We start from the raw sequence: 21,021 nt of genomic DNA, 5'->3' as shown, positions 1-21,021 counted from the left end.
CTCAGGCCCACAGCGTGGGCCTTTTGACTGGACGTTGGGCTGGTTATTCGTTCACGCGCGAGACATAATCTCCGGTCGTCGTATCGACGCGCAGAAGATCGCCTTCGCTGATGTGGAGCGGGACCTTCACGACCAGACCGGTCTCGAGGGTCGCGGGTTTTTGCGCACCGGTCACGGTGTCACCGCGCATGCCGGGGTCGGTCTGGGTCACGCGCAGGTTGACGGCTTTGGGCACGTCCACCGACACGGGACGGTCGTTGTAGAAGAGCAAAGTGACTTCGAGATTTTCGATCAGGTAGTCCTTCGCTTCGCCGATTTCGTTCTCGGTCATCACGATCTGATCGTAGGACTCTTTGTCCATGAAGGTGTAACCGTTGTCGTCTTTGTAGAGGTACGACATATCGCGGGTCATGACGTTCGGCACTTCGAAGCGCTCACCCGATTTGAAGGTGCGCTCGAGTTGCTGTCCGGTCAGCAGGTTCCGCATCTTCGTGCGGGTAAACTGGTTCCCTTTGCCCGGTTTCACGTGTTGGAAATCCAGGATGGTGTAGGGCGAACCCTCAACCATGATCTTCAGGCCTTTTTTAAAATCCGCATTTTCGTACATACGACACTCCGAGCGAATGAATTTGAGAGATAGTGAGAAGACACGATGGGGCCCAATCGTGTCAACTGCCGCATTTCATTACGGAAAAATTAAAGGCGTGGCAGCGGACGGGCGCGCAACTCTTCGACTTTTTGCAGAAGAGCCTCGAGCAGGCGCTTCTTGCGATCGAGCATCCGGCGTTCGCGGGACAGCACCGGGCGCAGGGTTTCGATCTCTTCGACCTGCGCCTCCTCCTCAAAGAAAGCCCAGCGTTTTTGCACCTCGCTGGAATCGGGGAAGCTTTCCCCCAGTTCTTTGAGCTGTTCGCGTGCGCGGCCCAGATCGTTGCGGACGATCAAGGCATCCACCAAAGACAGGCGGCGCTCGAGATCCCCGCCGCGCAGGCGCTCCCGCGAGCGCGCGACTAAAGCGTCGAGGGCCTTGGGTTTTTCCGCGGGAAGTTCCTGCGCAGCGTCCTCGGATTTGCCCAGTTGGCGCATCTCGAAGACCTCGTCGTCATAGTCCATGGCGCTCAGGGTCTCGAGCTTTTCGACCGCCTGGCGGGACTTTTCGCTCATCGGGTTTAGAAAGAGGACCATCTTGTGCGCCTTCAGGGCTTCGGCGGGACGGCGGAGAAGAACGTAGGTCTGACCCAAAAGCTGGTAAGCGAGCAGATTTTCGGGCGAGAGCTCCACCGCTTTCTTGAGAAGGGCTTCGGCATCTTCGGCCCGGCGGGTCAAAATCAGGATGCGCGCGAGAACCAGAAAACCGCCGACGTACTCGGGGTGACGCGCGATGCCGTCACGCGCCAGGATCTCGGCCTCTTGCCAGCGACTCATCTCACGGTAGGCATCCGCCAGGGCCGCGAAGACTTTCGAGTTCGGATCTTTCTGAAGAGTCCGTTCGTATTGCTGAAGTGTCTCTGCCGAGATTTTGCTCACGCTCTCAGGATGCCGAATCCCGCACGTCAGCTCAAGCCAAAAGAATTGACCTGCCTTCGCATCGACATTCAAATGCCTTCTAGCATGACTCCGCTTCGGGAAAACCAGGACAGACAGATCTTTGTGGGCATTGACCCCGGCTCGCTGAAGACCGGCTTCGGCGTCATCGAGGTCCAAGGCGACCAGTTTCGCCACGTGAATCACGGGGTGATCCTCCTCGCGGACGAGGCGGGTTTTCCTGAACGGCTCCTCGCGCTGGCGGACAGCCTGCAGATGATCTTCAAAAAGTACGAAGCGAACCAGGTCATCGTCGAGAAGATCTTCATGGGAAAAAACGCGGACTCGGCCTTTAAACTCGGGCACGCGCGCGGGATCGCCCTCAGTGAGGCGGTTCGCGCCGGCGCGCAGCTTTTCGAATACACCACGCGCGAAGTGAAAAAGGGCGTCGCCGGTAGCGGCGCCGCCACCAAAGAGCAGGTTCTGATCTCGCTGAAAACGATCCTGCGTTTGAATCAGATCACCAATCTGGACGCGAGCGACGCGTTGGCGATGGCCGTGCATCACGCTCATGAATGGCGCGCGCGCGCACGCCTGGCACGTCTGAATCAGGAGGGCGCATGATCGGCTATCTGCGCGGTCGCATCCGTGACATCACCGACGAAAGCATGATCCTTGACGTTCAAGGCGTCGGTTACGAAGTGTTTTGCACGCAGCGCCTGCTGGATCACTCGCTGGGACGGATGGGCGACCTGGCCGAGCTTTGGGTTTCGACCCATGTGCGTGAAGACGCTTTCAACCTTTTCGGTTTCGAGTCCCGCGACGAGAAGAACTTTTTCCTGACGCTTCTGAAAGTGAACGGCGTGGGACCGAAGCTCGCGTTGAACGCGCTTTCGGGCGCGACCGCGGAAGAAATCGCGCGTCTGATCGAAAACGAAGACGTGAAGGCGCTGACGAAACTTCCCAAGGTCGGTAAAAAAACCGCCGAGCAGATGATCCTTACGCTGAAGGGCAAACTCGTTTCGCAAGAGTCGCTGAAAGGCGGGGAAGGTCCCGCGATCACGGGGCTCGCCGCGCGCGAAGTCGCGTCGGCACTGGTGAACTTGGGATTCCGCCCGGTCGACGTCGACAAGGTCGTCGCGAAACTCCCGAAAGACATCTCGTTCGAAGAAGGCGTGCGCCAGGGACTCGCGGCGCTGACCTCGGTTTAAGGAGAAGACCCCATGGCACGCATCATCGACGCGGACACCACCATCACCGAAACCACCACCGTGCACACGCACATCGTGGGCGAGGCGCGCGAATTTTTGTCGGCGGATCTGGTGGGCGGGGAAGTCAGCTGGGAAAACCAACTGCGTCCGCACCGCTTCGAGGACTTTCCCGGCCAAGAGGTCGTGAAGGACAAACTCAAAATTTTCGTGCAGGCGGCGAAGTCGCGCAACGAACCCTTGGACCACGTGCTTTTGAGCGGCCCTCCCGGTTTGGGGAAGACCACCCTCGCCCGCATCATCGCGGAGGCCATGGGCGCGGACATCAAGGTGACTTCGGCTCCCGCCCTGGATAAGAAGGGCGACGTCGCGGCGCTACTCACCAGCCTGAAGCCCTTTTCAGTTTTGTTCATCGACGAGATCCACCGCCTGAGCCGTACGGTGGAAGAGTATCTGTACACGGCGATGGAGGACTTCTACATCGACCTCGTGACCGGCGAAGGCCTGGGCGCGCGTTCGATGAAATTCAACCTCGTCCCGTTCACGCTGATCGGCGCGACCACGCGCTCGGGAATGCTGAACGCGCCCTTCCGCGATCGCTTCGGCATCGCCGAGCGTTTGCAGTTCTACAGCCGCCCGGCGCTGGAAAAGATCATCGAACGTTCGGCGTCGATTCTGGGTGTGAAGTCCGAAGCCGCCGGCATCAGCGAGATCGCCCGCCGCGCGCGCGGCACCCCCCGGATCGCGAACCGCCTTTTGAAACGCGTGCGTGACTACGCGGAAGTTCAAAGTGGCGGCGTGATTTCCGGAAAACTGGCGACCAGCGCGCTTGACCAGCTGGGCGTAGACCGCTTGGGTCTGGATGAAATGGACCGCATGATCCTGGATCTGCTTGCCGGCAAGTTCGGCGGCGGGCCCGTCGGCATCGAAACCATCTCGGCCGCCCTCAGCGAAGAGCGCGAAACTCTCGAAGAGGTCTACGAGCCTTACCTCATCCAAGAGGGGCTGCTGCAGAAAACCCCGCGCGGGCGCGTGATCACCGAACTCGGTCGTCAGCATCTCGAGAACAAAGACCTCCCGGAAGTTTCACCTTAGCGTCTCGACTTGAGACGCTCTCCATTTGCCTCTGAATGAAACGTCTCATCCGGCGTTAAGCTGATCCTCCATAGGGAGGGGTGGATGTTGCGTTGGCTCATCGGCATGGTCGCGATCGGTACCATCTTCGCGGTCGCCTTGGCGCCACGGCATTCGAAGTTGATCCGGGCCGCGACCCCCTTCGAAAAGATTCTGGAAGAAGGCGACCACTTGGCGATCACCCTCGCCCAACGCCAGCTCGGATTTCGATTCGATCCGGCCGTTCCGGAACATTTTCGTCCTCGATCACCACTCGTTGCCGATCTGCGCGCGACGGATATTCGGGAATTGGCGTTCCAAACGACGAGTCATGGGACGGCGATCGTCGGTTCCATGAAACGTATCCAGAGGATGCGTGACGGCCGGCCGGAAGACGATAACACTTTGCTGGTCGGCTTCCCGGGCACGGGTCATCTTGATTTCACGGGCGACACTACCGATTGGGTCGATCCTCGCTCGGGCGCGGTCTACCGTCTGGTTTCGACGTGGAGTTTGCAAGATCTGACTTACCAGCGTTTTCCGTACGTGCTCCTCCGTGAACCGCGACGGATCGGCGAACCGGTCGAGGCCTACATTCTGGATACGGCCTCGGCGATGTGGTCGCCGTTCGCCGAAAGCGAGTACTGGAATCAGGCCCGTGACTTCGAGCCGGAATCCATGAGCGAAGAATGGGATCGCGACATCGAATCGATCAGTTCGTCCCCTTTCTTTCCGGTTCTACAAAAGGTGACGAATTGGCATCAGGAGGCCCGCGCGGCCCATGTCGCGCGTGAGAGCTGGTACGCCGAGCAGGGGTTTCGTCGCTTATCCTCCGACATCGAGCTGACGAAGCAACCCCTCGAAGTCAGCGACGCCTTTGAGCTCGCGGAAATCCATTTGAATCGCGAACTCGCGCGACGTTTTCAAACGGACGCCGATTTCATGTACCTCGAACATCATACCCAATCGGCGACGATGGGATTCTTCACGCGCGTGAAAGTCGAGGTCGAAGTGGAACAGTTCCGCCGGGTTCGTTATCCCGGGGCCATGATTCGGCTCGAGGTGCAGGTCGGTGACCGAATACTTTTGGTACGCAGCTACCAGACGTCGGCTTTTGCGCACGCTTCGGGAATCTACTATGCGGTGGAACTTGGCCGATGCGATTCAGAGTTGGGGCGTCGGTTGAATACGCTGATGGTTTCGCTTCCGGGGGTCGGCGCGGTCTCGGGGGCCTCTTGGTGGAATGAGCCCGTTTATAACGAGGGGGCGGTCAGTTCTTACCGATGGGCCTTCGCCGGTCCGGTCAGTCAAGGCTACCGGATTCCGGCCACCGCCGACGCGTCGGCCAGTTTCGAATCATGCGAGCTCTACGCGGAGAGATAAATCAGGAGGGGGACGATGCGCTTCAGGGATTGGGCGGTTCTTGGGCTAGGGCTTTGCGCCGGGATGAGTTGGCGGGCGTACCAAGCGTTCGACCGGTACCTCGTGCACGGCAACTACGAATATCTCAGTATCCATAAAGACCGTCTCGCGATCGCGGAAGTGAGTCGGCGTTACGGTTTCCCGGCGTTGCAAGAGAACGAGGACTTCGCGCGCGAATTTGCGCAATCGCAAAAACGCCGCGCCAACATGTCCCGTCAGCTCGAAGATCAAGGGGTGACGGCCGTAGGTTACGACGTGGAGTCCGGCGCGATCCGCACGCGGCTTCACGTCGATAAGAACGGGGACCTCGCGCGCACGACGATCGAAATGTCGGACGGTCATGAACGCAACATCGTGTACGCGCAAACCGTCCCCTTCGTGGCGTCGCGGAAGGGCGGGCATTTCGAATCCTTTCCGACCTGGCGCTGCCCGCACGCTACCGGCCGCGACATCTCTTTGTATTTGGCATGGATTCCCGAGGATCTTCGGGGCTCATCGAAGCTTTGGGGTTGGGACCGCACGGAAAGGTCGTGGCGAGAGATCGGCACGACGACCGTGGCCAGCGAGGATCGGCGCTACCGCGACGGATTGACCCGTCGTCCGGCGGAGGACATATGTCTTTAGTCAAAAAAGGCGCGCTTTTGATTTTGGGGTGCGGACTCGGTCTGCTCGCGGATTTTGAGGACCTTTCCCAAGACTGGATTCTCGAGGGGTTCCGCGCATCGCGTGAACGTCAGGTCGCGACGCGGGCCTCGATCGCGCGGGCGGGCTTCGTGCCCCAGTGGCCCGAGCCGGATTCGCCGATCTACAGTCAGTTCCGGCGCGTTTTAAGAACGGACATCGGCGGCGAAACCTTCGAAGTCCGGCGCGGACCGATGGAGCTGGAGTTCGACTGGACGGGCGGGTGGCGCACCGGTCGCCTGATTCGCACGGGGTTCGCCGAATACCGTGCGCGCGATGGGCGGAGCTACTGGCTTGTCGATACGGGAAACTGCGCGGAGCGCGAATGGAGGGACCGGGACATTCTTTTGGTCGAAGTGCCGCGCGAAAATCGCAGTCGGATTTTGGCGGTGGATGCAAACTCTCCTGAAGGCGTTCGCATCGTTCGGGAGGACGTGATGTGGGACGTGCCGGGGGATGTGCGAGGAGAGACCCCGCGGCTCAAAAAGGCGACGGCGTCGTGTTTTGCCTCGAGTCCGATGCCCGAGACGGCCTCATGGTGGCGGGAAGACTAGCGCAAACGCACCAGCACTTGCAGTGCGGTCTGCAGATCGCGGATCTGCTGCAGGTAGCTTTCCAAAGTATAGTAGTCGCCGGTTTCGTTCGAGTAGCTTTGGATATTCTCGGCGGCGACGGTCAAACCGCGCGCGGTTTCATAGTGGACTCCGTTCGAGTTCACCATCCGAAAGCCGTCGTACATTTGCGAGATACGTTCGTTGATCTCTTCGCGGGCTTTCATCGCCTGACGTTGCGACGGGGTCAGGCCGTTGGCGTCGTAGGTCGAAGCCCAAGCGCGGGCGTGGTAACCGGCCGGCGGTTGAATTTTCGGCGCCGTCTGCGCGCGCGCCCCGAAGACCCAAAGCACGGGAACCAAAAACGAAATCAGGGTGACGATCGCGAGCTTGAACATAGGGGCCTCCACCCACTCCCTCTCTCAAGAAAGATGCCACTCCGGCAGGCGACGTTCTCGCGGTTTTCACCGGAATTTGATGAAAGAGCTGTGAAAAACCGGTCTCTGGGGCAATAGGGGAGTCCTGACCCCGTCGAACTTCTGGTCGCGTGATTGCGACGGCGCGGCAAAGATGGACAAGCCCCGGGGGCCCCTTCAGAACGGCGCCATGAATTCCTTGAACGCCTTCGTGGTCGTGGTTTTGACGCTTTTCATGGGACGTTTCGCGGCCGCCTCGCCGGAGGCGTTCTTTTCGCCCGAAACGGATCTGGTCGCCCGCATCGCGCAGGAGCTGAACGGCGCGAAGAAATCGATCGACCTCGCCATCTACACTTTCTCGTCGCCCCTGGTGATGAAAGAGCTGGAAGAAGCGCAAAAACGCGGCGTCCAGGTCCGCCTGATCGTGCGCAAGTCCATCGAGTCGGGACAGCCGGGATTTTTGGCGGAGTTGCAAAAGGCCGGCGCCGAAATCCGTTGGATCAACAAGATCAACCACCACAAGTTCTTGATCGTGGACGGCGCGCGGTTGTTGAGCTCGAGCGGCAACTTCAGCGAAACGGCGCTGCAGCGCTCTTACGACGAAAATCTCGTGGTCTGCGGCGACTGCGTGAAGGCGACCAAAGCCTTCCGCGAAGAGTTCGACTTCCTGTTCACGAACGCCAATCCGCTGATCCCCGGTGAAACGTCGCCGGAAGAGTTGACGCTCGCCCGCCGTCCGGCCGAGGCGAAAACTCCCGCCGCTTACTTTACGAGCCGCAACTTTCAGCCCGCCGTCGATCGCCGCCGTCAGACGAAACGTCTGGAAAGCATCGACGAAAGCCAGCCCGGCAACGTCGAGACGCGGTTGATCCAAGCCATCGGCGGAGCGAAGTCCCGCGTGCAGATCGCCACGGGACACTTCCGTAGCTGGAATCTGATGAACGCCTTGACCGAAGCGGTGAAACGCGGCGTGAAGGTGGAACTCGTGCTCGACAGCCAAGAGTACGTCTCGACTTTCAAACGTGCGGCTGAGGCGCAAGAGCTCGCCGAGTGCGTGGCCGGAGGCAAAGCCGAAGCCGAGTGCCGCAAGCGCGGATACTACTTTTCGCGCCATGCCTACGAGGGCGGCGTCGACGTTCGTATCAAGTCCTACGCCCTTCGCTGGGACTTCATGAAAGCGCCGCAAATGCATCACAAGTACATGATCATCGACGGCAAGACGCTTTATACCGGAAGCTACAACTGGTCTTACAACGCCGAATTCGAATCGGTCGAAAACGTCTGGGTTCTGCGCGAGGCTTCGGTCGTGCGCGACTTCCTCCGTAACTTCGAAATGGTGCGCGAGTATGGCGCCGCCGAGATCCCGCGTCTTCTGCGTGAGTTCCGCGACGCCAAGGACGAATTGCCGTTCCATTACACGCCGGTCTCTTTGAGTTATCCCGAAATGGATGAATTGCGTGGCATCGCCTGCGCGAAGTGCCCGGATGTCTTCTGCTCGAACGCGATCGATGACGAACGTCGGTCGCCGCCGAAGAAGGGCGAAGAGCGCCCGGCGCCGCCCGTCAGTTGCCGTGTCCAAAAAGCCGGTTAGGCGTCCAATTTAGGTTTCGCTGCGTTTCAGGTTTCCGTAAGCGAGCCAGAGCGCGAGCAAAATGCCGATGCCGACGACCGGGCCGTAAATTAAGGCCAAACGGTCGTCGATGCGCGGATCGAATCCCTGAATCCCGGCCCAGCTGAGCGCGAGTCCCGCGAGCGCCGTTCCGAACGCGCGCGCGAGTCGCGACATCATTCGCCACAGGCCGTAAGCGGCCCCGAGTCCCGCGCCCACTCGGCGCGCGTTCGCGACGAACCACCACTCCCAGATCACCGTCGACGCCGTGAAAATCCCGAGCAGCACCCCGCCGTAAAGATAAAGGAGCGCCTTTTCGCCCAGCCCTAGGATGAGCGGCGACAGCGCGGTCAAGGCCGCCCAGGGAAGGCCGCTCGCCAGAAAAGCGCGTCGGGGACCCCAGCGACGATAAAGCAAGAGCCACAGTGGAATCGCGGCGATCGCGAAAAGGGCCGAGGTCAAAAGGACGCCTTGGGTGATGTTCTCTTCCAAACGCAGGCTCAGCTTGTAATAGGGAAGCGAAACGGACAGCGCGAACGTGACGGCCACGTTCAAGACTGCGATCGCGAAAAGCCAAAGCGTCGCGCCGTGAAAGAACGCGGGGAAAGGTCGCGCGCGCAAGAAGTCGCCTGTCGTCAGGACGGCGAAGTCGGGATCGATCGGCGTCACCCGACGGGGGCGGAAGGCCGGACGGCTCATCGACGAAACGAAGCCCAAAAGAAAAAGCAGGATCGTCAAGATCCACGCGCTTTGTTTGAACGCGAGCGGATCTTTCAGCGCGATGAAAAAGCCGGGGATCGCGAGGCCCGCCAATTGTCCGAGCCCTCCGAAAGCCACGCGCCAGCCCAGATAAGACTCGGGTTCACCTTCCGCCACGTCACCGATCAGCGCCGCGTAGGGGACGTTCGCGAAGACGAGGCCCGTGTTCAGCACCAACATCAGCAGCACGAGCAGCGCGAAGGCCGAATGCGGCTCGGTGCCGGCGGGGATTTGAAACATCGCGAGCAGCGCGAGGCCCGCGACGAGCGCGCCGCCGAGCGCCCATGGCCAGCGGCCGCGTCCGTAGCCGAACCACGCGTCGCTCTTCGCGCCGATCCAGGGGGCGAGGGCGGCATCGCTCGCCAAACTCACAAGCAGCGCTAAGCCCGTCATCCACGGCGGAAGCTTCACGACCTCGGTGAAATGAATAAAGAGATAGAGGCGCAAGAAAATTTCGATCGCCGCCAGCGGGAGTTCGAAGAGTCCATACAAAATCTTAAGACCTGTGAAAGACGCCATTTGGATTAATTCCTTCGAAGTGTGATCGCCGTCAATCGAATGATCGTGTTCTTAAGATTGCACGCCTCGAAATGCGACAACGGGCCTCGCCGACAACTATAGCCCCTTTCCACGGGTTTTTCATGATTGGCCTTTCGTTTGCTTTTCACAACTCCGTCGGCGTCCGTGGGGGACGTTGTTGCCGGGGGATCACAAATGCAACGTAGCTTTTTTCAACGCGCACTGATTATTTGTGGGATCGCGTTCTTCACCGTCAGTTTCCAGAACTGCGAGTCCAATACTTCGCAGGACATCGCGGGTACGGACAATCAAAAGAACAACACCGAGGCCTTGAATTGCCCGGTGCCTTGGCAAGATGGCCTTTTGGTCATCAACGGTAAAAGCGTCGTCGCGTTCCAATCCGAAACGGTGGCGGAAGGCGAAAGTTGCCAACAGGAAGATCGCCTGTGTACGGACGGAACCCTGAGCGGTTCGTTTCAGTTTGCGGGTTGCCAAGTGCAACCTGCGCAAGCGCAAAACTGCGCGGTGCCTTGGGCGGATGGCCTGGTCGTGGAGCACGGTAAGTCCGTGGCCGCCTTCAAAGATTTGGGCGACGGCACTTGCGACGAGGAAGTGCGCACCTGTAATAACAGTGAACTTTCGGGTTCCTTCAGCCTGGCTTCGTGCCCCGTGGTTTCGGCCGGCAGCTGTAAACTGCCCGACGGACAAGATCTCGCGAACGGCATGATCCAAAAGTTGAAGCTCGACAACACGCCTTTCGCGGACACCGATTGCGGCGATTACGTCGAGTACACCTGTACCGATGCGGTGCTGACTTCGGAAAAGAAAAACCTCGAGTGCCCGGATCAAAAGTCCTGCGAACTTCCCTGGGGCGGCGCCCTGGCGCACGGTAAAACCGTGAGCGCGTACAAAAACGCCGAGGCGAAAGACGGCGCGGCGTGCGAAGGCGAAAATAAAGAGGTCCGCGCTTGTGCCGATGGCGTCCTTTCGGGTTCGTTCACCAACAAAGCTTGTAAGCCGAAAGAGACCGCGAAAGAGCTCGAGTGTAAGGTTCACTTCAAAGGTGGCGCTTCGGCGGCGACCAAAGTGAAAAACAAAGATCAGTGCTTGAGCTACTACGCGCAGATCAAAGCCAACAATCCGAAAAGCGAAATCGTGAAGTTGACCCTCGATAAAAAAGAAATCGCGATCCCGAAAGAGGGCGTGAAGGGCGACTACGTCGCTTACAAAGTCGTCGGCGGCAAAAAGACGAAACTGGAAAGCAAGAAAGACATCACGTTGGCGCAAGCCCGCATCGCCTGCCGCGCGCAGGTCGTGAAAGACGCTGGCGTTGGCTACGAGTGTACCTTCAACGGTTTGATGTTCGAGCGCGTTGAGGAGCCGAAGGCGAAAGAGTGTAAGATCGCGTTCCAGGGCGGCGGTTCGATCGCCAGCCAACAGAAGTCGGAAGACAAATGTAAGGCGTACTGGGCGGAAGTGAAAAAGAACAATCCGCAGAACGAGATCGCGAAAGTGACGTTCGGAACCAAGGTTCTTTACACGGCGGTCAAGGCCGAGAAGAAGGAATGTAAAGTCACGTTCCACTCGGGCGCATCGTCGGCTTCGAAAGTCGCGGACCGTAAAGCGTGCGAGGCTTACTTCGCCGAAATCAAAAAGAACAATCCGAAGCAAAAAATCCGCTCGGTGACCTTCGATGGTCAGATGGTGTTCCTGGATACCTCGGATATGGGAATCCTGAAGATCACGATCACCAAAGGTTCGGTCTCGAACGGCTTAGGCATCGCGGACATCACGCTCGACGCGGCGAAAAAACGTTGCGACAGCGCGATCAAAGACAATCCGGGCGCGGCCGTGACATGTGAATTCAACGGCAAGATCATCAAACAGGTCAAAGAAGAAGTCCCCGACAGCAAAAAAGTCTGTAAGGTCTTCTTCGCGGGCGGCGGGTCGGCGGCCACGGACGTGAAGGACAAAGCGGGTTGCGAAAAGTACCACGCAGAAATCAAAAAGAACAATCCGCAGAACGAGATCTCGAAAGTCACGTTCGACGGAAAAGTGATCTACGAGAAAAAGGCCGAGGACAAAAAGACCTGCAAGATCTTCTTCGCGAGCGGCGCCTCGGTGGCGACCGACGTGAAAGATCGCGCGGCTTGCGATAAAAACCACGCCGAGATCAAAAAGAACAACCCGGGTCAAACCATCACGAAAGTGACTTTCGCCGGGACCGTGATCTACGAACAGAAGCCCGTCGACAACAAGAAGGTCTGCAAAGTCACCTTCAAGTCGGGAGCTTCGGTTTCATCGAAAGTGGAAACGAAGGCGAAGTGCGAAGCCTACTCGAAAGAGATCAAGAAGAACAATCCGACGCAAAAAGTGCAGTCGGTGACGTTCGACGGAAAGGCCCTGTAAGCGGGCCCTAAGCGATCTTTTTGATCTGCTCGAGCCGTTCCTTCATCGATTGATTTTCCGATTTCAAAGTCTGAATTTCCGCCGCCGCAGACAAAAGTTTGCGGCGGAGTTCTTTCATCTCTTCCACCAGTTGAATCGCCGCGGGGCTGGTTCCGGGACTCGCGCCGGCCGCCGCCGAGGGCTCGGGCGTCGCGAGGACCTGCTTCTCGAGCGCGCTGGGGGCGCTGAAGGGATTGTCATTCAGTTCACCTTCGATGCCGTCGGGGATCACCAGTTCGGGATCGAGTTTATCCATACGCATCATGCCGTTGGTCGTCATGGTGCGGATCTCTTGCAGGATCTTCAAGCGGCAGCCCAGAATTTCGCCGTCGGTCGGCGCGTTCATTGTGGCGGCCTCATCCAGTCGGCGTTTGAGCGCGACCGAAATGCTCGCCATGAATTTCTCTTTCAAGGGCGGGGGCAGGTTCCAGACGGCGGTCGCGACGACCTTGTCCGGCAGGCGTGGCCAGATGTCGCCAAGATGTTCGGGATTCCAATTCAAAACGCGCTCGAAACTCAGCAGGCGCTTTTTGAGTTCGCTCTCCCACTTCGGGGATTCCTCGCGAATCAGGCTTAGGAATTTCTCTTGTTTCGAAGCGGGCGAAGTTTCAAGTAGCACCGCCAGTTGCAAAAATCCGCCGGTTTTCCGGTAACGATCGAGCATACCCATAAAGGTCTATCGGAGTCCCGTTGATAGGCCTAAAGGCTCAGAATTCAAGGCGCTTTACATTCCCATTCTGAGCGGGTGGGGCGGCGGGATTTGCGCGCAAGTTCGCAGTCCTTATAGAAGAAGTCCCAGTTTTGAACGTCGCGCGAGGGTCCGCTGGGTTGTCCCCAATAGAAGCGGTCCGTCCACACCGTGTCTTTCGAGGGGCGGGCGTTCGCCGTGCGGGCGTCCATCACCTCTTGGGCGCTGGGTTTCGATGCACATCCCGTCAGCCCCATGACGGCAACGGAGATGAGAAACGCGATGGCGCTGAAAAAAAGCTTCAGGAAGGGGCTCAATCCCGTGACCGGTTTCACGCTTTCAGTATACAATCCAGCCATGTTTCTCCAAAAGACCATCCGCAGTCGTGTCCAGGTCCAGGGTGTCGGGCTCCATTCCGGCGAAGCCTGTGCCCTGAACTTCGTGCCCGCGCCGCCGAATACCGGCGTCCATTTCGTTCGGGCCGACCTGCCGGACCAGCCCTCGCTGAAGGTCCATGTGTCGAACGTGACCGCCACGGGCTACCAGACAGTGCTGGGTGGGGGGCTTTTCAGCGTCGCGACGGTGGAGCACTGCCTGTCGGCACTGGCGGCGCTGCGGGTGGACAATTTGATCATCGAAATGACCGGCCCCGAGATTCCGATCACGGACGGCAGCGCGATTTCTTTTTTGGAGGCGATCCAAAAGGTCGGTTTGATCGAGCAAGATCAACCGCGCAAGTACTGCTACCTGACCCAGCCGGTCTACTACTCCGAAGACGACAAGCAGGCCTACGTGGTGCCGTACAACGGGCTGCGCCTGACGGTGACGATCGAGTTCCCGCATCCGGCGATCGGGAAACAAAAAATCGATCTCGACATCAACGAAGAGACCTTCACCCGTGAGCTCGCGCGTGCGCGGACATTCGGTTTTTTGAAGGACGTCGAAACGCTGCAGGCCAAGGGCCTGGCGCGCGGTGGGTCCCTCGACAACGCGGTGGTGATGGATGACACGAAAGTCATCAATCCCGACGGCCTGCGCTTCCCCGATGAGTTCGTGCGCCATAAGGCACTCGATGCGCTCGGTGATCTGGTGACGCTGGGGATGCCGCTCATGGGGCACGTCGTTCTGTACAAAGCCGGTCACGATATGATGAACAAGCTCGTCAAAAAACTTCTCGAGACGACCGAGGCGTACAAACGTATCGAACTCGGCGCGGACCTTTCGGAACAGGAACGGTACCGCAACTCGAACTGGTCTTAATTCCACTGGCGGCCTCGGGCGCCAGTTAAGGTGGGTGAACCATGCTTATTGGTGTTCCGAAAGAAATCAAAATCAGCGAAAACCGGGTGGGGATGACCGAAGCGGGCGTCCGCCAGCTGGTCAAAGAGGGCCACGCGCTTTACGTCGAAAAGGACGCGGGCGTGGGCTCGGGTATTTCCAATTCGCAGTACGAAAAAGCGGGCGCGACCCTTCTCGACACGAAGGCCGAAGTCTACGCCAAGGCCGACATGATCGTGAAGGTGAAAGAGCCGCTGCCGGACGAGTTCGAGCTGCTCAAAGAAAACCAGATTCTTTACACCTACCTTCACCTCGCGGCCGAACCGAAGCTCACGCGCGTTTTATGCGAACGTAAAGTCAAAGCCGTCGCCTACGAAACGATTCAGTTGGCGGATGGGAGCCTGCCGCTCCTCACGCCGATGAGCGAGGTCGCCGGACGGATGGCGACCCAGATCGGCGCGTTTTACTTGCAGCGAGATCACGGCGGCAAGGGCATCCTGCTGGGGGGCGTGACCGGCGTGAAACCGGGAAACGTCACGATCATCGGGGGCGGGGTCGTCGGCACGAACGCCGCGAAAATGGCGGTGGGTTTGGGCGCGCGGGTGACCATTTTGGATGTGAACCTCTCCCGCTTGGAATACCTGGACGATATCTTTCAGGGGCGCGTGGTGACGCTGCACTCGAACGCGCAAAGCATCGAACAAAGCGTTTTGGAGTCCGATCTTTTGATCGGCGGGGTTTTGATCACGGGCCACAAGGCGCCGACGCTGGTCAGTCGGCAGATGGTCTCCGCGATGCAGAAGGGCAGCGTGGTCGTGGACGTCGCGGTCGATCAAGGCGGTTGCATCGAGACCTGTCGTCCGACCTCGCACGCCAATCCCACGTACGAAGTCGACGGCGTGATTCATTACTGCGTCCCGAACATACCGGGGGTGGTTTCACGCACTTCGACCTACGCGCTGACCAACGTGACGCTGAAGTACGCGTCGATGCTCGCCGCGATGGGCGTCGAGGACGCGATCGCCAAGGACGCCGCGCTTTTCCAGGGCCTGAACGTCTACGACGGCGCCGTTTGTTACGAGCCCGTCGCCCGCGATTTGGGGTTGGAGTACCGGCCTTTCCGTCAGTAGCGAAAACGCAGCGGTCCGCGGGCCCGCAGCCAGTGGCGGTGTCGGGGCCGTTGGGTGAAGCACTCCCCTTCGCCGGTGGCGATCACGGATTTCACCGCCGGGGGAAGCTCGCGGTCCCAGGACGTGCAGTCCCGGATTTCGCGTTGACGCCAAATCAAGATGCGAATCTTTTCGCGACGTGCGAAGTGTGAGATCTCGCGCGCGTCCCGGCGCGGGGCCGCGCCGATGTCCGCGATTTGAAATCGCGGCAACCAGTAGACCTTGCGTCCGGAAGTGAGCCGCTCCACGCGGACCGGCGTTGCGGTGGTGGCTATGATTCGGTCGCGAAACCAGCGCGCTTTGAAGTCTCCGGACCGGATCCGCACCGAATTCCTTTGAAGCTGCAAATCGAAATATGTCGGATGTTCCGCGAGGGGCTCAGCGAGCAGGAGCAGCGCCAAACACCATCTAACGCGCAAGTCGTCCCCGGGCGGCGAAAGCGCCGATCAGTGTGACGAGCGCGAAAAAATAGAAAATCAACGCCGGCCTGGGGACAAGTGGCGCGACCTGGAAAGGTGGGGCGAAGTGAGCTTGCGCGGATTCCAAGAACGCGAGCCCTGCGTGGACGATGAAATTCGCCACGGACTGTAGGCCCGGAAGTATCCACGCGATCACGCAAACGGGGAAAAGCACGAGCTCCACCACGGGGGAAAGCAGAAGTCCCGTCAGCGCGCCGAGCGGCGTGAAGCTGCCGAAGGGAAGAACGATCGGCAAGGTCATCACGATCACCGCCAGGCCGCGGTGGCGTCGCTTGAGCGGAAGTCGCAGCGCCAGGGCCGCGAGCGCTGACAGATGCAGGCTGACCGAGTTCCACCATCCGGGATGGAAAACGAGCGTCGCCAGATAGGACCAGACGATATTTGCCAGCCAAGGGCGGCGACGGGTGCTTTGCAGGATCATCTGTAAACCCGCGCGCACGAGCGGCGCGCCGAATCCCGTCATGCCGGCGAACAGCAGCAAAAGTGCGGCCGTCCATAAAGGGCGACGCGGGAAAAGCCGACGCGCGAGCTCGGCGAGCCAAACCAGATGCGCGCCCGAAACGACAAGGACGTGGTAAAGCCCTGCGCGCAGGAAAAGCTCTTTGATTTTGCCTGGGGGAAGTTCCCGTCCGCAAATCATCGCCGAGCCCACGGTCGTGAGCGGTTCGATGGACCAAGTTTCCGTGCAGAGGTCTTGCAAAGGGCGAAAGTAGAATGTGCCGGCGTGGCCGAGGCTCCAGCCCGTGAAGATGAAGGTGAGGGCCGAGAAGAAGAGCGCGAACGGCATGACGGCTGAAGCTGCAAATCGGGCCGCGGGACGGAGGAGCGAAAGAGTGAAGCGAGGCGTTCCCGCCCGGTCGGCGACCGGACGGGGAGTGCATTGACGAAGCTAGAACTTCGCGGTGACGCGGCCGTCACCCGCGCCGAACTCGAGCTCTTGCAGTTGGGCGTCGACGTACAGTGTATTGAAGTAGTTGCTGCCGAGCTTCTGGCGTTTCAGCTCGGTTTTTCCGGGAAGGTAGCGCAGGACGACGGTGACGATGCGGTCCGAACCGAGGGTGGACGTCAGCTCTTTGGCGGTCGCTTCCGGAACGGGGATGAACTTCATTTTCGCGACGTTGGTTCCGCGAAGTTTGACGGTGCCGGGCAGGATCTGGGCTTTGTTGAAGTCCGAAATCATCATGGTGCAGGCGCCCAGGTTTTCTTCCGGAGGGCCACCGATGCCGCCCATGCTGAAGCCGCCGGAGCTCTTGTAGTGGGATTTCAGAGCGCGGTCGGATTTTTCGGTCGCGATGTCGACGGGGAATCCTTTTTGTTTGAAGTCGTAGGCACCGAACTTCACTTTCAAGAGGATGGACTCGGTGACGGGTTTTGCGGCGAGCAGCTCCTGGAACTCTTTTAGCTTTTGCGGCTGACGCTCTTTCCACTGAAATTCATCGCGTTTGATTTGACCGAATTCGCGGTCCGAAAGCTCCCACCAGTTTTCGAGCTCGGCCTTCTGTTTCGCGGCCGGAAGCTGGCGGACGTGCTGCAGGTAACTTGTGCCGCACGAGATCCAGTTTTCTGTCTTCTCGGCGGGTTCCGCCGCCGTTTCTTCGGTCGTGGCCTCTTCGCTCACGGTCGATTCCGTCGTGGTTTCCCCTTCGTCTTGAGCGAAGGCCTGAAGTGTGAAGCAAAATAGGACAATCGACAGCCAACTCAGCTGAGCTTTCATAACACCCTCCTTGGTGTGACTCTGAAATCCTACGCGCCCTTAAGGGGAAATTTGAATCAAGAGAATTTCAATTTTCGGGCAGTGGTTCCGGCCGAAGAGGGAAGGGGGGGGAACGCACAAATGGAGTTCGTGCTCGCCCGCCAGATAAGCAGAGGCTTCGCGCCTCTGTGACAGAATTTTAGAGTTCGAATTCCAGAATCCGTTCGCGGCTGGGAGAATTTCCTGCGGATCTGTCATGCATCCTGTAAGATTCTGAAATTAATTTTTAAGGACTTCCTAAGATTTTCAGTTTTCACGTCACAAATCATCGACTTAGTCGCTGAGCTAATTCTCATCAGATAGCTCAAAGCCTTGTCCCATCAATAGTCCAAGGTCTAGGAGGTCCTCTTTTCCTCAAATTCTGTGGATAACTCCTGGGTTTTGCCGGTTGAATGATCTTGAATCAGCGTGCCATACTGGAGTCCATGAAAAAGACCACCGCATTATTGCTGTTGTTTTGGGGTGTTAACGCTGTCCTGCCGACAGCTCACGCTGTTTCGCAAAAGTCACAAAGCGCGCGCGGCAAAGTGGAAAGTGACAGAAACTTTCAGCGCGATCGCGAGATGGTTTTGCGTAAGAAAAATGAGTTGGAAGGGCGTACAACTCAGGCACTGCCGACAGATACTGAAAAACGTATTTATGAAGAGATGGTTCAGGCTTTTGAGCGCAACGATGAGCTCAGTTTTCAATCCCGTTTTCAGCGCATGATGATCGACTATCCGAAGGGCGTTTACGCCGACGAGTCGCTGTATCTGGCGGGATCGCTCGCGTTCTCGAACAAACTCTACGGCCGTGCGCTTCGTCACTTCGACCAAATCCTGAAAGAGTATCCGCGTTCGAACCGCGCTCGCGCGGCGTTGTACGCGAAGGCCGCCGCTTACCGCAAAATGAATTTGCGTCCGCAAGCCGTGACCGTCTTTGAACAGGTGAAGAAACAGTATCCGGGAAGTCCCGAGGCCGCGCGTGCGGACGTGGACTTGAAGGTGATTCGTTAAGCCCTAGCCCCAGTCGACAAGGATTGTCTGCATGTGGATGAAATTCGCGCCCGTGATCGTGGTGCTCGTAGGAACGGGGCCTTCGGCTTTCGCACAGGAAGGCGCGGACGCCCGTAAAGAGCAGCGTCTGCACCAAATCTACCGCAACTATTACGCGAATCCGACGTCTCCGGAAAAATGGAGCGAGGCCCTGGGCCGCGCGAAAGATCAGACCTACACCATCCAGAAGGGCGACACGCTCTGGGGTATTTCGGAAACCTTCTTCGGTGATCCGAATTTCTGGCCGAAAATTTGGTCCCTCAACACCGACATCTATAACCCGCACGAAATCGCACCCTCGGGGGTCGTAAGTTTCCAATTGGGAACCGCCGCGGAACCCCCTTCGCTCGCGGTCGGCAATGCCCCCGCGACGCCCCAAGCGGATCCGCCGGTCGATCCGAATGCGGCGCCCGCCGCTCCGGCGAAGCCCGTCATCGGTCAGTATATCGATATCGACCTCGGGCAGTTGAAGATCCCGCCGCCGTCACGTTCGCAAGCCCCTCCGCGGAGCTTTCCGCGCTCGATTCCCGGTTACGTCTATCACCGCGATCCGAAGAAGTCGGCGCTCTTGGAGCTTTCGACCGTGACGCGCGCGCCCACCGACAACGTGCCGTTGTCCGTGAATCATTTTGTCTCGGACACGGAAGTTCAAGGCGCGGGCGAGGTCCTCGGCTCGGAGCTCGGTTTTTCGACGGCGGGTGAAGGGCAGACGATCCTGATCAAGGGATCGGGGCTCAGCCAAGGGATGCGACTGATGTCGGTCCGCCGTCAGGGGCCGGTGCGTGGCGCCCCGGAAGCGCTCGCTTACGGGATCGGTGGGATGCTCGAGGTGGAGGCCCCCGTGAACTCGGCCGAGGGTGTTTACCGTGCGCGCGTCGTGAAGTCGGTTTCGCACGTTTCGCGCGGCGATATCTTGGTCAGTGAAGAGCTTCCGTCGATGGTGCCCGCCGGGGGCGGCTCCATGAGTCCGGTGAACGGGAAGATCATCGGCGGAGAGTTCTCGGCCGAGCGCCGGCTTTTCGGGATGTACAACATCGTCTATCTGAACGCCGGCTCGAACCAGGGGCTCGCGGTCGGGACGCACGTTCCCGTTTACCGCAATCCTTCGCTGCGCAACGCGGATCTTTTGATCCGCGAAAATCCGGCCGAAATTGGTGAGCTTCAAGTGGTCCGCGTCGGCGGTCGGGTTTCGACGGCGATCGTGGTCAAATCCCTCGAAGATATCCGGGTGGGGGACACGACGACCCCCGCGATGCTCACGGAATAGATCTGAGCTTGGCTTAGCCCTTGCGATGACACTGGGCCATGAGCGTCCGACTTTTCGATTACATTTTCTGGAACCGCTACGCGACGCGAGTCGCGCCGGCGGAATTTTACTTCGACATCTATTGTGAATTTCGTAGCCTCACGCTGGACTTAGATCAAGACGGTGATGCGATCCTTGAGGTCATCCCCAAGATGGAAAGCCGTTCGTTGATGCTGGCCGGGCTTCCACCACTCACCGAGGCGGAGCTGGAAGTGGCGAAGGACGCCGTGCGAACCTGGAGTGCGAAGGGCTACGCCTTGCTTCTGCCCTCGAGTCCCCTTTGGCCGCGGACGAAGTTGCGTGGACTCACCGATCCGCCACGGGGACTCTTCGTCTTAGGGGCGGCGCAACTTCTCGAGACGCCATTGCTTGCGGTCGTCGGCAGCCGTGAAGTTTCGCGGCCTTCGCTCGAGTGGTTGGAGACGGAGCTGGGCGAATTTTTACGTCGCGAAGTGGACGTGAATCTGCTGAGTGGCGGCGCGCGTGGCGTGGATCAGTGCGCGCACCGCACGGCCCTGCGTAAGGGACGTCCGACGGTCGTGTTTCTGCCGTCGGGTTTCGATCAAATCTACCCTCGAGAACTCGAGCGTTGGCGCGAAGACATTTTGCGCAGTGGGGGCTGCTTCGTCAGCGAGTACGCGCCGGGAGCGACGATGCGTAAGCCCTATTTTGGAGAAAGAAATCGGCTGATCTCGGCGTTTTCAGACGGAGTTTTGATTGTCGAAGCCCGTCGCCGCAGCGGCACGCTGCTCACCGCGAAAGCCGCCGCAGATCAGTCGCGCGCGGTGTTCGTTGTTCCCGGTGCACCCTACGATTCGCAGTTCGCGGGCTCACTGGATTTGATCAATGAAGGCGCCACGATGGTGCGGGATGCTCAAGAATTGTCAGTTTTTTTTCATGTAGAAATCAGGAATTCTTATCACGCTCTTAAATCTTCATCTACAGATAGGGGCGTCATCAGTGTCGATCACTAGATCTAGATCGAGGTTCTCGACGCATGTTTTCCCTCTCGAAAATCTGAAAAATACTAAAAAATTCTTTTGTCTTTCTTTCGCTCTTCCTTC

Annotated in this window: 22 protein-coding genes; 13 read left to right on the top strand and 9 right to left on the bottom strand. The window is 58.9% G+C overall.

Translation table 11 applies throughout. The annotated features are described in order from the left end of the window. Positions 1-43: 43 nt before the first annotated feature. Positions 44-607, bottom strand: a complete 564-nt coding sequence (efp, locus tag KF767_07980; protein ID MBX3017811.1) for an elongation factor P — start codon at positions 605-607, stop codon at positions 44-46. Positions 608-696: 89 nt separating this feature from the next. Then, a complete protein-coding gene (locus KF767_07975) occupies positions 697-1,527 on the bottom strand; it encodes a hypothetical protein (protein ID MBX3017810.1) in 831 nt (276 codons plus the stop codon). Between the two features lie 84 nt (positions 1,528-1,611). On the opposite strand from KF767_07975, the gene ruvC reads away from it, so the two are divergent. From ruvC to KF767_07945, 6 genes are all read left to right on the top strand, one after another. Then, positions 1,612-2,148 (top strand): crossover junction endodeoxyribonuclease RuvC, encoded by a 537-nt coding sequence (ruvC, locus tag KF767_07970; protein ID MBX3017809.1) that lies wholly within the window; start codon positions 1,612-1,614, stop codon positions 2,146-2,148. Continuing rightward, the gene (gene ruvA / locus KF767_07965) at positions 2,145-2,735 is read left to right on the top strand and encodes a Holliday junction branch migration protein RuvA (protein ID MBX3017808.1); all 591 of its coding nucleotides are present in this window, start codon (positions 2,145-2,147) and stop codon (positions 2,733-2,735) included. Before ruvC ends, ruvA begins: the two co-directional genes overlap by 4 nt. A 12-nt stretch (positions 2,736-2,747) precedes the next feature. After that, on the top strand, positions 2,748-3,827 hold the full coding sequence (gene ruvB / locus KF767_07960) for a Holliday junction branch migration DNA helicase RuvB (GenBank protein ID MBX3017807.1): 1,080 nt from the start codon (positions 2,748-2,750) through the stop codon (positions 3,825-3,827). Between the two features lie 84 nt (positions 3,828-3,911). Continuing rightward, positions 3,912-5,228 (top strand): hypothetical protein, encoded by a 1,317-nt coding sequence (locus tag KF767_07955; protein ID MBX3017806.1) that lies wholly within the window; start codon positions 3,912-3,914, stop codon positions 5,226-5,228. Between the two features lie 15 nt (positions 5,229-5,243). Beyond that, entirely contained in the window at positions 5,244-5,891 is a 648-nt protein-coding gene (locus KF767_07950) for a hypothetical protein (protein ID MBX3017805.1), read from the top strand. Next, positions 5,882-6,502, top strand: a complete 621-nt coding sequence (locus tag KF767_07945) for a hypothetical protein (protein MBX3017804.1) — start codon at positions 5,882-5,884, stop codon at positions 6,500-6,502. The genes KF767_07950 and KF767_07945 overlap by 10 nt, the downstream gene beginning before the upstream one ends. Here the strand turns inward: KF767_07945 and KF767_07940 are convergent. Beyond that, the gene (locus tag KF767_07940; protein ID MBX3017803.1) at positions 6,499-6,897 is read right to left on the bottom strand and encodes a hypothetical protein; all 399 of its coding nucleotides are present in this window, start codon (positions 6,895-6,897) and stop codon (positions 6,499-6,501) included. The genes KF767_07945 and KF767_07940 overlap by 4 nt on opposite strands. Positions 6,898-7,105: 208 nt before the next feature. Here KF767_07940 and KF767_07935 point away from each other — a divergent pair, with 208 nt between their 5' ends. Next, entirely contained in the window at positions 7,106-8,506 is a 1,401-nt protein-coding gene (locus KF767_07935) for a phosphatidylserine/phosphatidylglycerophosphate/cardiolipin synthase family protein (GenBank protein MBX3017802.1), read from the top strand. Positions 8,507-8,515: 9 nt separating this feature from the next. On the opposite strand, the gene KF767_07930 is transcribed toward KF767_07935, so the two are convergent. Then, positions 8,516-9,802 carry an MFS transporter gene (locus KF767_07930; protein MBX3017801.1) on the bottom strand — a complete coding sequence of 429 codons (1,287 nt, stop codon included), beginning with the start codon at positions 9,800-9,802 and terminating at the stop codon, positions 8,516-8,518. A gap of 195 nt (positions 9,803-9,997) precedes the next feature. Between KF767_07930 and KF767_07925 the strand changes: the two genes are divergently transcribed. Next, positions 9,998-12,211, top strand: coding sequence for a hypothetical protein (locus KF767_07925; GenBank protein ID MBX3017800.1), 2,214 nt, complete (start codon positions 9,998-10,000; stop codon positions 12,209-12,211). 7 nt (positions 12,212-12,218) lie between these two features. On the opposite strand, the gene KF767_07920 is transcribed toward KF767_07925, so the two are convergent. Beyond that, positions 12,219-12,920: a hypothetical protein gene (locus tag KF767_07920; protein MBX3017799.1), complete on the bottom strand. Its 702-nt coding sequence runs from the start codon at positions 12,918-12,920 to the stop codon at positions 12,219-12,221. A gap of 44 nt (positions 12,921-12,964) precedes the next feature. Continuing rightward, positions 12,965-13,273 (bottom strand): hypothetical protein, encoded by a 309-nt coding sequence (locus tag KF767_07915; protein ID MBX3017798.1) that lies wholly within the window; start codon positions 13,271-13,273, stop codon positions 12,965-12,967. Between the two features lie 22 nt (positions 13,274-13,295). Between KF767_07915 and KF767_07910 the strand changes: the two genes are divergently transcribed. Both KF767_07910 and ald read left to right on the top strand, forming a co-directional pair. After that, entirely contained in the window at positions 13,296-14,198 is a 903-nt protein-coding gene (locus KF767_07910) for a UDP-3-O-acyl-N-acetylglucosamine deacetylase (GenBank protein MBX3017797.1), read from the top strand. Positions 14,199-14,239: 41 nt separating this feature from the next. Further along, entirely contained in the window at positions 14,240-15,346 is a 1,107-nt protein-coding gene (gene ald / locus KF767_07905; protein MBX3017796.1) for an alanine dehydrogenase, read from the top strand. Here the strand turns inward: ald and KF767_07900 are convergent. The 3 genes from KF767_07900 to KF767_07890 all read right to left on the bottom strand — a co-directional run bounded on the left by KF767_07900 (position 15,340) and on the right by KF767_07890 (position 17,578). Further along, a complete protein-coding gene (locus KF767_07900) occupies positions 15,340-15,804 on the bottom strand; it encodes a hypothetical protein (GenBank protein MBX3017795.1) in 465 nt (154 codons plus the stop codon). The genes ald and KF767_07900 overlap by 7 nt on opposite strands. Beyond that, positions 15,794-16,651, bottom strand: a complete 858-nt coding sequence (locus KF767_07895; GenBank protein MBX3017794.1) for a ComEC/Rec2 family competence protein — start codon at positions 16,649-16,651, stop codon at positions 15,794-15,796. Before KF767_07895 ends, KF767_07900 begins: the two co-directional genes overlap by 11 nt. Positions 16,652-16,753: 102 nt before the next feature. Continuing rightward, positions 16,754-17,578 (bottom strand): DUF4852 domain-containing protein, encoded by an 825-nt coding sequence (locus KF767_07890; GenBank protein MBX3017793.1) that lies wholly within the window; start codon positions 17,576-17,578, stop codon positions 16,754-16,756. Between the two features lie 566 nt (positions 17,579-18,144). On the opposite strand from KF767_07890, the gene bamD reads away from it, so the two are divergent. From bamD to KF767_07875, 3 genes are read left to right on the top strand one after another with little or no spacing between them, the layout of a single operon-like run. Beyond that, entirely contained in the window at positions 18,145-18,612 is a 468-nt protein-coding gene (gene bamD / locus KF767_07885) for an outer membrane protein assembly factor BamD (GenBank protein ID MBX3017792.1), read from the top strand. A 31-nt stretch (positions 18,613-18,643) separates the two neighbouring features. Beyond that, positions 18,644-19,918 (top strand): LysM peptidoglycan-binding domain-containing protein, encoded by a 1,275-nt coding sequence (locus KF767_07880; protein MBX3017791.1) that lies wholly within the window; start codon positions 18,644-18,646, stop codon positions 19,916-19,918. Between the two features lie 38 nt (positions 19,919-19,956). Beyond that, positions 19,957-20,931: a DNA-protecting protein DprA gene (locus tag KF767_07875; protein ID MBX3017790.1), complete on the top strand. Its 975-nt coding sequence runs from the start codon at positions 19,957-19,959 to the stop codon at positions 20,929-20,931. Positions 20,932-21,021: the final 90 nt, after the last annotated feature.

The organism is Pseudobdellovibrionaceae bacterium (assembly GCA_019637875.1).
GTDB lineage: Bacteria > Bdellovibrionota > Bdellovibrionia > Bdellovibrionales > Bdellovibrionaceae > JAHBUW01.
The sequence above is the reverse complement of the archived record's forward strand: the minus strand, read 5'-3'. Positions and strand labels throughout refer to the sequence as shown.